Here is a 12333-nt window from a genome sequence, read left to right as displayed (position 1 = left end):
GCTCAGTACGCGAACGACAGCGGGCGCTCGTGCGCCGTGTCCGGGTCGTTGTCGGGGTTGTCCGGGCTGGGGTCGTGCTCGCTGTCCGCCACGCCCTGGATCGCGTACCGGTGCATGAGCCGGAACCAGAACACCGCGAGGATCCCGTAGAGCAGCGTGAACGCGATCAGGCTGGTCAGGATCGTCCCGGTGCTGGTCACCGTCGAGACGCCGCGTGCGGTGAGCAGCCAGACGCCGTCGACGCCGCCCGGGTTCGGGTTGGGCGCGACGACCCACGGCTGACGGCCCATCTCGGTGAAGATCCAGCCGAACGACGACGCCAGGAACGGCGTCGCGATCGCGGCGATGCCGAGCCGGCCGACCCACACGTTGCCGCTGACCCGACCTCTGCGGGTCACCCAGAACGCCACCAGCGCGAGCGCGGCCGACCCGAGGGCGAACCCGATCATGAGGCGGAAGCCCCAGTAGGTGACGGCGAGGTTCGGGATGTAGCTGATGGGCTCGCCGTTCGCGTCGGTGTACCCGAACCGCTCCTCGTACTCCTCCTGCAGCTGGTCGGTGCCCTGCAGGGTGGCCGAGAAGTCGCCAGTCGCCAGGAACGAGAGGGCTCCGGGGATCTCGAGGAGGTGGGTGACCTTGTCGCAGTCGTCGCCCGTGCCGAGCGGCCCGATCGCGAGGATGGAGAACGGCACGCTGGACGTGGTCTGGCACAGCGCCTCGGCGGCCGCCATCTTCGTCGGCTGCTGCTCGAACATCAGCTTGGCCTGCTGGTCGCCGCTCAGGGCGACACCGACCCCCGAGATCACCATGACGATGACACCGAGGACCACGGCGGGTCGGTACACGTCGCGGGCCTTCTCGGCCTGGCCTGCGCGCACCAGCCGGACCATCCACCACGCGGCGATGCCGGCGACGAACGTGCCCGCCGTGAGGAACGCGGCCGAGATCGTGTGCGGGAACGCCGCGAGCAGCGTGTTGTTCGACAGCACCGCGCCGATGTCGGTCATCTCGGCGCGGCCGCGCTCCTCGTTGAACGTGGCGCCGACCGGGTGCTGCATCCAGGAGTTCGCCGCGAGGATGAAGTAGGCGGACAGGTTCGTCGCGATCGCCACCGCCCAGATGCAGGCGAGGTGGATCTTCTTGGGGAGCTTGTCCCAGCCGAAGATCCAGAGTCCCAGGAACGTCGACTCGACGAAGAACGCGGCGAGCGCCTCCATGGCCAGCGGGGCACCGAAGACGTCCCCGACGAAGCGGGAGTACTCGCTCCACGCCATCCCGAACTGGAACTCCTGCACGATGCCGGTGGCCACACCGATCGCGAAGTTGATGAGCAGGAGCTTGCCGAAGAACTTGGTCAGCCGCAGCCAGCGCTCGTTCCCGGTCCGCACCCACGCCGTCTGCATGATCGCGACCAGCGGCGCCAGGCCGATCGTCAACGGGACGAAGATGAAGTGGTAGACGGTCGTGATGCCGAACTGCCACCGTGCCACGTCCAGCGTGTCCACGAGTCCTCCGAGGGGCGAGGCGTGCCGTCGGGTAGAAGGTCCGCGCGCCCGACGGACGAGACGACCGTCCAGGTCAGGTGGCCTGGACAGGAACGCGAGGACCGGGTCCAGTCTGCCCCTGCGGTCGTGGTGCCGGAAGCCAGGCACGACCGGGTGTGCATCACACCGGGACGCGCCGACGAGAGGGGACGGCACGCCGTGCGAAGACCCCTGTGCGATACTGACCCCGGCTCCTAGGACGACCACACCGTCTCGGGACCCTTGAGCTCGCAGCACCAGCATGTCGTGCGCGCCAGCCGCCGCTTCGCCGCCCGCTGGTCCCCGATCGGGACTGACGGCTCCGGCCCCGCAGGCGATGGCGCCGACCGGGTGCAGCAGCCACGACCGCCGACTTTCCGTCGCCGCGCAGCACGCGTGCGACGACCGACCGACCGAGCAGCGCCGCGTGTGGGTGGCGATGTGCGGTACCCAGGAGCACTTCGCGTGACCGACGAGAACACCCCCACCGCAGACGTGACGACCGCCGGGGGTGAGGCACCGCCCGCACCTCCGCGCCGCCGCCGTGCCACCCGCGTGACCGCCGCTCCCAGCAACGAGGCGCCGGCCGACGCCGTGGTCACCGTGCAGGCGCCCGTCGAGCCCGTCGTCGAGCCGACAGCCCCGCCCGTACCGGTCGTCGAGACGCCGAGCGACGACGCCCCGGCCGCACCGCCGAAGAAGAAGTCGCGCCGCGTGACCCGCACCGTCGTCGTCACGTCGTCGGACGACGCTCCGCCGGCCCCCGTCGAGGCCCCGACGCCGGAGACGGCCCTCGTCGACGAGGCGCCGGCCGCCGAGGTCGTCGCGGAGGAGCCTGTCAAGGCTGCGCCGCGCCGCCGTCGCTCCGGGACCCGCGCCGCGGCCGCACCGGAGCCGGCGCCCGAGCCGGTCGTCGAGCCGCTCGTCGAGGACGAGGACGAGGTCGAGGCCGAGGGTGCAGCGACGCTCGACGTCCTGGCCGAGCTGGCCGCCGCGGGCGCGCCGGTCGAGTCCGACGTGGCGCCCGAGCCGGCCAACGCCACCACGAGCAGCACCTCCACCGGGTCACGCTTCGCGACGACGGCTCTGCTCTTCCAGGCACCGGACCCGTCGGCAGCGCGCCCGCGCCGCCGCCGCGCCCAGGCCAGCACGGGCTCGCCCGAGGAGATCTCCGAGGCCGCCCACCGCGAGGCAGCCCCGGACGCGACCGAGGCCGTCGAGCAGGCCGAGCCGTCGGAGCAGGCCGCCGCGCCCGCGTCGCGCGGCTCGCGCCGCCGGGGTCGTCGCGGTCGCAGCGGCGACGCCGCACCCGCCGAGGACGTCGTCGTCGAGGACGTCGAGACCGAGGACGAGGCCCCCGCCGACGAGGTCGCCGAGGACCAGACCGCCGACGAGCAGGTCGACACGGACGAGGACGACGACACCGAGGCGTCCGACGAGGGCACCCCCGGTGCACCGCGTCGTCGTCGTCGACGCGGCGGCCGGGGCCGGCGCAGTCGTCCCGAGTCCGGCGGGACCGAGGACGCAGACGAGCCCGACGACGAGTCCGACGAGGGCGCCGAGGGCGACACCGAGTCCGACTCCGACGAGGCCGCGGGGGAGAGCGACGGTTCGAGCCGTCGCCGTCGCCGCCGTCGTCGCGGTTCCTCGCGCGGCGACTCCGGGGACCAGGGGGACGCCCGCCCGGCCCGCACGCGGGCACCGAGCGACGAGGTCACCGCCCTGCGCGGCTCGACCCGGCTCGAGGCCAAGCGCCAGCGCCGCCGGGACGGCCGTGACGCCGGCCGTCGCCGCCAGATCATCACCGAGTCCGAGTTCCTGGCCCGTCGCGAGTCGGTCGACCGCTCGATGATCGTGCGGGAGAAGAACGCCCGGACCCAGATCGCCGTGCTCGAGGACGGGGTACTCGTCGAGCACTACGTGTCCAACCAGGCGCAGTCGTCGATGGTCGGCAACGTCTACCTCGGTCGCGTGCAGAACGTGCTGCCGAGCATGGAGGCCGCGTTCGTCGACGTCGGCAAGGGTCGCAACGCGGTGCTCTACGCCGGTGAGGTCAACTGGGACGCGGCCGGGCTCGAGGGCGGTTCCGCACGACGCATCGAGCAGGCGCTCAAGTCCGGCGACCCGGTCCTCGTGCAGGTCACCAAGGACCCGATCGGCCACAAGGGTGCCCGCCTGACCTCGCAGGTCACGCTCGCCGGCCGCTACCTCGTGTACGTGCCCGGCGGCGGCATGACCGGCATCAGCCGCAAGCTGCCCGACACCGAGCGCAACCGCCTGAAGAAGATCCTGCGCGAGATCGTGCCGGACACCGCCGGCGTCATCGTGCGCACCGCGGCCGAGGGCGCCAGCGAGGACGAGCTGCGCGCCGACATCGCCCGCCTGCAGGGGCAGTGGGAGGCCATCGAGAAGAAGTCGAAGACCGCGTCGGCACCGGCGCTGCTCCAGGGCGAGCCGGACATGGCCATCCGCGTGGTCCGCGACATCTTCAACGACGACTTCTCCTCGCTCGTGGTCGAGGGCGCCGACGCCTGGTCCACGATCTCGTCGTACATCGACGAGCTCGCCCCGGACCTGGCGCAGAAGGTGTCCCGCTGGGAGTCCGCCGCGGACGTGTTCGCCGAGCACCGCATCGACGAGCAGCTGGCCAAGGGCATGGACCGCAAGGTCTGGCTCCCGTCGGGTGGCTCGCTGGTCATCGACCGCACCGAGGCCATGACGGTCGTCGACGTCAACACCGGCAAGTTCACGGGGTCGGGCGGCACGCTCGAGGAGACCGTGACGCGCAACAACCTCGAGGCCGCCGAGGAGATCGTCCGTCAGCTCCGGCTGCGGGACATCGGCGGCATCATCGTCATCGACTTCATCGACATGGTGCTCGAGTCCAACCGCGACCTCGTGCTGCGCCGCCTCGTCGAGTGCCTCGGCCGGGACCGGACGAAGCACCAGGTCGCCGAGGTCACGTCGCTCGGCCTGGTCCAGATGACGCGCAAGCGCGTCGGCCAGGGTCTGGTCGAGGCGTTCAGCGAGACGTGCGAGCACTGCCACGGGCGCGGCTTCATCGTGCACGAGGAGCCGATCGAGAAGAACAACCAGCGTCCCGACGCCGGTGCCCAGCAGCAGCCCGCCGCGACGTCCGACGGCGAGGCCAAGCGGTCGCGCCGCAAGCGCGGCGGTGCCAAGGAGCCGGTCGCGCACGTCCCGCACGTGGGGGTGCCGGTCCTGCCGGAGGCCCGCGAGGCGGTCAAGGCGACGCTCGCGACGATCGCCGCGGCCGCCGCCCACGCGCACGAGCACGAGCACCATGCGCCGGCTGCTGCCAAGCCCGAGCCGGCGGCGCCGGGTGCACCCGCGCTCGACGTGCTCGCCGAGTTCGCCGGCTCGAAGGCCGCGGAGCCCGGGTCCGACGGGCCGGTCGAGGAGCTCGAGCTGACGGCGGTGCCCGCGGACGTGTTCGAGGCGGACGCCGGCACGCCCGTCGACGACGCCGGGACCGAGCAGGACTGACGACGGGCTCGTGCCGGTCAGCCGACCGGCACGAGCGCCTCGTCGCGCGGTGCGAGCCGCACGCCGGCGACCCGGTCCTCCATGCGCGTGAGCCACCGCGCCCGTCGCTGCGGGGACACCTCGGCCACGCGCGGGTGGCTCAGCCACCGCGCCGGCACACCCATCTTGTGCCAGACCCCGCGGACGGACGCCTTCTGCGCGGTGTTGCCGAACACCCATCGGTACGCGGGTCCCGGGGTCGCCATGGTCGTCGCCACGGTGACGCGCTGGAGCCGGACGAACCGTGCCCGGGGCAGACCGAGGATGCCGTCGTCGTAGGCCCAGCCGGGCACCAGCACCTTGTCGATGAAGCCCTTCATCACCGCCGGTGCGGTCTCCCACCAGACGGGGTGCACCAGGACGAGGTGGTCCGCGGCGTCGATCCGGCGCTGCAGGTCCGCGACGACCGGGTCGATGGTGGTGTGGGCGCGCCAGGCCGCCAGGTCCGCGCGGCGCATGACCGGGTCGAAGCCCGAGGCGTCGAGGTCGAGCAGGTCCACCTCGCGTCCGGCCCGCCGCGCGCCCTGCACCGCAGCGTCGGCGAGCGCGTGGCAGAAGCTGCCCTCGTAGGGGTGGTTGACGACGACCATCGTGCGCACGGGGGCTCCTTGAACGGTGTTAACTTGAACGCTGTTAGATTGATTTAACGCCGTTCAGTTGTCAAGGTGGGGCGGTACCTGAGGGGAGGGCGGTGGGATGGCGCAGCGACTGGATCGCGAGCGGATCGTCCGGCGCGCCCTCGACCTGCTCGACGAGGTCGGGTTGGACGGGCTCACGCTCCGCCGGCTGGCGAGCGACCTCGGGGTGCAGGCCGCGGCGCTGTACTGGCACGTACCCAGCAAGGCGGCGCTGCTCGACGAGATGGCGACGACCATGCTCCGGGACCTCATCGACCAGGCGAACGACGAGCTCGCCGCGCTGGCGGGGGAGCCGTGGCAGGACTGCGTGCAGCTCTCGGCCGACCGGTTCCGCGCGGCGCTGCTGGCCCGCCGGGACGGCGCCCGGGTGTTCAGCGGGACCTACCTCGCCGACGAGCGGCTGGCCGGGTGGGTCGAGCTGCCGCTGTCGATCCTCGTCGACGCCGGCTTCTCGGTGCCCGACGCGACGCGCGGCTGGGGGACGCTGCTCGCGTTCGTGCAGGGGTTCGCGGTGGAGGAGCAGGCGCAACCGCCGGGCGTCGGCGAGGACGTCGAGGAGCGGTTCGCCTTCGGTGTCGACGTGATCGTGCGCGGGCTGGAGTCGCGGCTCGCCGCGGGCGACGTGCGTTCCGTCACGTCGGACCTGTCGCGGCACGGCCACGTTTGACCCTGCGGCGTGCGGTCCGTACCCTAGAACGTCGGCGCGTCGTGTGCGCGCTGGTCAGGTGTGCCGCCGCAGCGGCGCCGACGCGAACCCCCACGGGACCGGCGACAACCGGTGGCAGCGGGATGTGCGCGGGCGCAGGCAGGGCGCACCCAGAGCGTTAGTGACCTAGGCAGTTCGACGAGCAGAGATGAGCAGCAACGTGGTGTACGCGATCGTGAAGGCTGGCGGCCGCCAGGAGAAGGTCGCGGTGGGCGACGTCGTCGTCGTCGACCGCCTCGCCGCGCAGGCCGGGTCGACCATCGAGCTGACCGCCCTGCTGCTCGTCGACGGTGAGAAGGTCACCACCGACGCCAAGGCGCTGGCCAAGGTGAAGGTGACGGCGGAGGTCGTGCGGGACGAGAAGGGTCCCAAGATCGACATCCTCAAGTACAAGAACAAGACCGGCTACCGCAAGCGCCAGGGTCACCGCCAGAAGCTGACCCGCCTGAAGGTCACCGAGATCTCCTGATTCCCGCGCCGCGGCCGGCAGGTTGCGGACCCCACTCTCTGAGCACGAAAGCAGGTTCGTCATGGCACACAAGAAGGGCGCGAGCTCCTCGCGCAACGGTCGCGACTCGAACGCCCAGCGTCTGGGCGTCAAGCGCTTCGGTGGCCAGGTCGTCAAGGCCGGCGAGATCATCGTCCGCCAGCGCGGCACGCACTTCCACCCCGGCGTGAACGTCGGCCGTGGCGGCGACGACACGCTGTTCGCCCTCGCCCCTGGCGCCGTGACCTTCGGGACGCGCCGTGGCCGCAAGGTCATCGACATCGTCGTGGCGGCCGAGGTCTGAGTTTTCAGGACGATGCGGCATCGGTCCGCGTCGGGTCATTCGTGGAAGGGGCGCACCGGTGCGGTGCGCCCCTTCTGCGTGTGAGTATCGAGATGTAGCAATGCGAGGGAGGTTCAGCCGTGGTGACATTCGTCGACCGGGTCGTGCTGCATGCGACCGGCGGTGACGGTGGGCACGGTTGTGCGTCCATCCACCGGGAGAAGTTCAAGCCGCTCGCCGGCCCCGACGGGGGCAACGGCGGCAACGGCGGCTCGGTGATCATCGCGGTCGACCCGCAGGTCACCACGCTGCTCGACTACCACCACTCGCCCCACCGGCACGCCCCGTCGGGGACGCAGGGCATGGGTGACCACCGCTCCGGCTCCACCGGCACCGACCTGGTGCTCGGTGTCCCGGACGGCACCGTCGTGAAGGCTCCCGACGGCACCGTGCTCGCCGACCTCGTCGGCGTGGGCGCCGAGTACGTGGCGGCTGCCGGCGGTCGCGGTGGGCTCGGCAACGCCGCGCTCGCCTCGCAGCGTCGCAAGGCACCCGGCTTCGCGCTGCTCGGCGAGCCCGGCACCGAGCAGGACATCGTCCTCGAGCTCAAGACGATCGCCGACGTCGCGCTCGTCGGGTACCCGAGTGCCGGCAAGTCGAGCCTCGTCGCCGCGATCTCCGCGGCCCGGCCGAAGATCGCCGACTACCCCTTCACGACGCTGGTCCCCAACCTGGGAGTCGTCCAGGCGGGCAGTGCGCGGTACACCGTCGCCGACGTCCCCGGCCTCATCCCGGGCGCGTCCGAGGGGCGTGGCCTGGGCCTGGAGTTCCTGCGGCACATCGAGCGCTGCGCCGTCCTCGTGCACGTGCTCGACTGCGCGACGCTCGAGCCCGACCGCGACCCGCTCTCGGACCTCGAGGACATCGAGGTCGAGCTGCGGACCTACGCCGGCGACCTGAGCATCGAGGGTGGTCGTGTGCCGCTCCTGGAGCGGCCGCAGATCGTCGTGCTCAACAAGATCGACGTCCCCGAGGCACGTGAGCTCGCCGAGCTGGTCAAGCCCGACCTCGAGGCCCGCGGGTTCCGCGTGTTCGAGGTGTCGACCGCGAGCCACGAGGGTCTGCGTCCGCTGACGTTCGCGCTCGGGGAGATCGTCGACAAGGCCCGTCGCGACGCGCCTGCGCCGGAGAACACCCGCGTCGTGCTGCGTCCCAAGGCCGTGGACGACGCCGGGTTCACCGTGACGCGCCGCGAGGTCGAGGGTCAGGGCGTGTACTTCTGGGTGCGCGGCGAGAAGCCCGAGCGCTGGGTGCGCCAGACCGACTTCTCCAACGACGAGGCCGTGGGCTACCTGGCCGACCGGCTGGCGCGGCTGGGCGTCGAGGACAAGCTGTTCGCGACGGGTGCCGTCGCCGGCGACGAGGTGCGCATCGGCCCGGAGCACAACGCTGTGGTGTTCGACTGGGAGCCCACGCTCATGACCGGGTCCGAGTTCCTCGGTGGGCCGCGCGGTGTCGACCTGCGGCTCGAGGACCACTCGCGCCCGACGCGCGGCGAGAAGCGCCAGGAGTACAAGGAGCGCATGGACGCCAAGACGGAGGCGCGCGAGGAGCTGTGGACCGAGCGCGAGGCCGGCGTCTGGACCGACGCGGCGGAGAGCTGATCGTCCGGTCCCCGGATAAGCGCGTGACCCGCGGCGTGTGCGCGGCAGAATGCGGGACGTGACCGTCGACGCCCTGCAGGACCGCCAGCAGCTGGTCTCGGCGTCCCGGGTGGTCGTCAAGATCGGCTCGTCGTCGCTGACCGGGCCGGACGGTCGGCTCGCCCCGGAGCGGCTGAACGCCCTGGTCGACGTGCTGGCTGCGCGCCGGGCCGCCGGCGGGCAGGTCGTGCTGGTGTCGTCCGGCGCGATCGCCGCGGGTCTCGGCCCGCTCGGGCTGGCCACCAGGCCGCGGGACCTGGCGACCCAGCAGGCAGCGGCCTCCGTCGGTCAGGGGCTGCTCGTCGCGCACTACACCGCCGCGTTCGCGCGGTACGGGCTGCAGGTCGGGCAGGTGCTGCTGACCGCCGACGACACCGTCCGGCGGGTGCACTACCGCAACGCGCACCGCGCACTGACCCGGCTGCTCGACCTCGGGATCGTGCCCGTCATCAACGAGAACGACGCCGTGGCCACCGACGAGATCCGGTTCGGGGACAACGACCGTCTGGCCGCGCTGGTCTCGCACCTGGTGCACGCCGACGCGTTGCTCCTGCTCAGCGACGTCGACTCCCTCTACACCGGCCCGCCGTCGCGCGACGGGTCCCGGCGCATCGCGTCCGTGGTCCACGCGCAGGACCTCGAGGGCATCGACGTCGCCTCGCGTGGCAGCGCCGTCGGCACCGGGGGGATGGTGACCAAGCTGGAGTCGGTCGCCATCGCGACGCAGTCCGGGGTGCCCGTCGTCCTCACGTCCGCCGCGCAGGCCGCGCAGGCGCTGGCCGGGCAGGACGTCGGGACGTGGTTCACCGCGACCGGCCGGCGGACGTCGATCCGTCGCCTCTGGCTCGCGCACGCTGCCAACACGCGCGGGCGGCTGATGCTCGACGCAGGCGCCGTACGGGCCGTGCTGGAGCGGGGGACGTCGTTGCTGCCCGCCGGGGTGACCGGGGTCGAGGGCACGTTCGAAGCCGGCGACCCCGTCGAGCTCGTCGGCCCGGACGGACTCCTCGTGGCGCGCGGGCTCGTCTCGTACGACGCCGACGAGGTGCCGCCGCTCCTGGGCCGCTCGACCTCCGAGCTGCGCGCGTCGCTGGGCCCGGGTTACGACCGCGAGCTGGTCCACCGCGACGACCTGGTCCTGGTCCGCAGACGCCGCTGACCAGCGCACGGACGTGGCGGTCTGAGACGGGCCGTCGGCCTCCGCGGCGCCGGGACTACCCTGGTCGGATGACGACGTCGCTCGACCAGCCGGTGCAGACGACAGCCGAGACGGACGTGACCGCGCAGGTCCGTGCGGTCGCCGAGCGGGCCAAGGTCGCCTCCCGTCGGCTCGCCACCGCCACCCGCGCGACCAAGGACACCGCGCTGCGCGCGATGGCCGACGCGCTCGTCGCGGCTACCCCCGAGATCGTCGCCGCCAACGCCGTGGACCTCGAGCGCGGCCGGGCGAACGGCACCTCCGCGGGACTGCTGGACCGGCTCGCCCTGACGCCCGAGCGCATCGTGGCGATCGCGGACGCGCTGCGGGAGCTGGCTGCCCTGCCGGACCCGGTGGGGGAGGTCGTGCGCGGCCAGACCCTGCCGAACGGCCTGCGGATGCGTCAGGTCCGGGTGCCGATGGGTGTGGTCGGCATGATCTACGAGGCGCGGCCCAACGTGACCGTCGACGCCGCCGGGCTCGCGCTGAAGAGCGGCAACGCCGTCATCCTGCGGGGCGGCTCGGCGGCGGCGGCGAGCAACGAGGTGATCGTCGACGTCCTGTCGCAGGCCCTCGTCGCGCAACGCCTGCCCGGCGCGCTCGTCCAGTCCATCGACGCGTGGGGGCGGGAGGGCGCCGTGGCGCTCATGCACGCCCGTGGCCTGGTGGACGTGCTCGTCCCTCGTGGCGGGGCGGACCTCATCCGGACGGTCGTGCGCGAGTCGACGGTGCCGGTCGTGGAGACCGGCGTCGGCAACGTGCACGTCTACGTCGACGAGACGGCCGACCTCGCCGTCGCCATCCCGATCCTGCTGAACTCCAAGACGCAGCGCGTCGGCGTCTGCAACGCCGCGGAGACGCTGCTCGTGCACCAGGCGGTCGCCGACGAGTTCCTGCCGGTCGCCTTGGCGATGCTCGCCGACGCGGGCGTGACGATCCACGGCGACGAGGCGACCCTCGCCCTGGCGCCCGACGAGGTGTCCTGCGTGCCCGCGACCGACGAGGACTGGGCGACCGAGTACCTCTCGCTCGACCTCGCGGTCCGGGTGGTGGACTCGCTCGACGAGGCTCTGGAGCACATCCGTGAGTGGAGCTCCGGGCACACCGAGGCGATCGTCACGCGGGACCTCGCGGCGTCGGAACGGTTCGTCGCCGAGGTGGACTCCGCGGCCGTCATGGTCAACGCGTCGACGCGGTTCACGGACGGCGGTCAGCTGGGCCTGGGAGCCGAGATCGGCATCTCGACGCAGAAGCTGCACGCGCGGGGGCCGATGGGCCTCTCCGAGCTCACCACCACGAAGTGGATCGTGCACGGAGACGGGCACGTACGACCCTGATCGCACAGCCGACCGTGCGACACTGAGGGCTCTCGCCCACCTTGGAGGATTGACGTGCACGCTGCCCTGATCGCCGCTGCTGAGGCCGCCGAGCACACCAACGAGCTGCCGTTCCCGCCCGTGGTGTTCGGCGTCGGTGCGTTCGTCGGTCTCGTCGCCATGCTGCTCATCACGTTCGCCTTCCGGAGTGTCGGGACGCGCCACTGACCGACGGACCGGAAGGCACCGAACAGATGACCGAGCGGCCTCGCAGGACGCACAGGACCCGTCTGGGGGTGATGGGCGGCACGTTCGACCCCGTCCACCACGGTCACCTGGTCGCCGCGAGCGAGGTCGCCGCGCGTTTCGACCTCGACGAGGTCGTCTTCGTCCCGACGGGCCAGCCGACGTTCAAGCTGGACCAGGACGTCACGACCGCCGAGCACCGCTACCTGATGACGGTCATCGCCACCGCGTCGAACCCACGGTTCACGGTCAGCCGTGTCGACGTGGACCGCTCGGGTGTGACGTACACCGTGGATACCCTCCGTGACCTCAAGACTGCACGCCCCGACGCCGAACTCCTCTTCATCACAGGTGCGGACGCCATCGCACAGATCCTGACGTGGAAGGATGCCGACGAGCTCTTCTCGATGGCGCAGTTCGTGGCGGTCACCCGCCCCGGGCACGCACTGTCGGTCGACGGGCTCCCCGGTGATCGTGTGCACGTCCTGGAGGTCCCCGCACTGGCGATCTCCTCGACCGACGTCCGCGCACGTGCCCACGCCGGGCAGCCCGTCTGGTACCTCGTCCCCGACGGGGTCGTCCAGTACATCGCCAAGCACAGGTTGTATCGAGGTCAGTCATGAGTGAACCGGGAGAGCGGCGACGCCGTCGCGAGCTCCATCGCAACCCTGAGACGGGTGACGTCCA

11 protein-coding genes are annotated in these 12333 nt (G+C 72.1%); 9 read left to right on the top strand and 2 right to left on the bottom strand.

Annotated features, from left to right (window positions below; translation table 11 throughout):
* Positions 1–2 precede the first annotated feature (2 nt).
* Positions 3–1505 (bottom strand): cytochrome ubiquinol oxidase subunit I, encoded by a 1503-nt coding sequence (locus ASF78_RS04410; RefSeq protein ID WP_056585191.1) that lies wholly within the window; start codon positions 1503–1505, stop codon positions 3–5.
* Between the two features lie 483 nt (positions 1506–1988).
* On the opposite strand from ASF78_RS04410, the gene ASF78_RS04405 reads away from it, so the two are divergent.
* Positions 1989–5030, top strand: a complete 3042-nt coding sequence (locus ASF78_RS04405) for a ribonuclease E/G (protein WP_056585187.1) — start codon at positions 1989–1991, stop codon at positions 5028–5030.
* 17 nt (positions 5031–5047) lie between these two features.
* Here the strand turns inward: ASF78_RS04405 and ASF78_RS04400 are convergent, their stop codons facing one another.
* Positions 5048–5659, bottom strand: coding sequence for an NAD(P)H-dependent oxidoreductase (locus ASF78_RS04400; protein WP_235518501.1), 612 nt, complete (start codon positions 5657–5659; stop codon positions 5048–5050).
* Positions 5660–5765: 106 nt separating this feature from the next.
* On the opposite strand from ASF78_RS04400, the gene ASF78_RS04395 reads away from it, so the two are divergent.
* The 8 genes from ASF78_RS04395 to nadD all read left to right on the top strand — a co-directional run bounded on the left by ASF78_RS04395 (position 5766) and on the right by nadD (position 12269).
* Positions 5766–6374: a TetR/AcrR family transcriptional regulator C-terminal domain-containing protein gene (locus tag ASF78_RS04395; RefSeq protein WP_056585184.1), complete on the top strand. Its 609-nt coding sequence runs from the start codon at positions 5766–5768 to the stop codon at positions 6372–6374.
* A 199-nt stretch (positions 6375–6573) separates the two neighbouring features.
* A complete protein-coding gene (rplU, locus tag ASF78_RS04390) occupies positions 6574–6882 on the top strand; it encodes a 50S ribosomal protein L21 (RefSeq protein WP_200940564.1) in 309 nt (102 codons plus the stop codon).
* Positions 6883–6943: 61 nt separating this feature from the next.
* Positions 6944–7204: a 50S ribosomal protein L27 gene (rpmA, locus tag ASF78_RS04385; RefSeq protein WP_055913072.1), complete on the top strand. Its 261-nt coding sequence runs from the start codon at positions 6944–6946 to the stop codon at positions 7202–7204.
* A gap of 119 nt (positions 7205–7323) precedes the next feature.
* A complete protein-coding gene (gene obgE / locus ASF78_RS04380; RefSeq protein WP_056585179.1) occupies positions 7324–8847 on the top strand; it encodes a GTPase ObgE in 1524 nt (507 codons plus the stop codon).
* 49 nt (positions 8848–8896) lie between these two features.
* Complete coding sequence (gene proB, locus ASF78_RS04375; protein WP_056585178.1) at positions 8897–10045, top strand: glutamate 5-kinase; 1149 nt, start codon at positions 8897–8899, stop codon at positions 10043–10045.
* Positions 10046–10113: 68 nt separating this feature from the next.
* Entirely contained in the window at positions 10114–11421 is a 1308-nt protein-coding gene (locus ASF78_RS04370; RefSeq protein WP_056585175.1) for a glutamate-5-semialdehyde dehydrogenase, read from the top strand.
* A gap of 54 nt (positions 11422–11475) precedes the next feature.
* Positions 11476–11628 (top strand): hypothetical protein, encoded by a 153-nt coding sequence (locus tag ASF78_RS22695; protein ID WP_200940513.1) that lies wholly within the window; start codon positions 11476–11478, stop codon positions 11626–11628.
* A gap of 26 nt (positions 11629–11654) precedes the next feature.
* A complete protein-coding gene (nadD, locus tag ASF78_RS04365; RefSeq protein ID WP_082494788.1) occupies positions 11655–12269 on the top strand; it encodes a nicotinate-nucleotide adenylyltransferase in 615 nt (204 codons plus the stop codon).
* Positions 12270–12333: the final 64 nt, after the last annotated feature.

It is taken from the genome of Cellulomonas sp. Leaf334, assembly GCF_001424195.1.
GTDB lineage: Bacteria > Actinomycetota > Actinomycetes > Actinomycetales > Cellulomonadaceae > Cellulomonas.
This window is presented reverse-complemented; position numbering and strand designations above follow the sequence as displayed.

Coding starts and splice junctions, on each gene's coding strand:
- ASF78_RS04395 (WP_056585184.1), top strand. CDS start 5,766: ATGGCGCAGCGACTGGATCGCGAGCGGATCGTCCGGCGCGCCCTCGAC.
- proB (WP_056585178.1), top strand. CDS start 8,897: ATGCGGGACGTGACCGTCGACGCCCTGCAGGACCGCCAGCAGCTGGTC.
- nadD (WP_082494788.1), top strand. CDS start 11,655: ATGACCGAGCGGCCTCGCAGGACGCACAGGACCCGTCTGGGGGTGATG.
- ASF78_RS04400 (WP_235518501.1), bottom strand. CDS start 5,659: ATGGTCGTCGTCAACCACCCCTACGAGGGCAGCTTCTGCCACGCGCTC.
- ASF78_RS04370 (WP_056585175.1), top strand. CDS start 10,114: ATGACGACGTCGCTCGACCAGCCGGTGCAGACGACAGCCGAGACGGAC.
- rpmA (WP_055913072.1), top strand. CDS start 6,944: ATGGCACACAAGAAGGGCGCGAGCTCCTCGCGCAACGGTCGCGACTCG.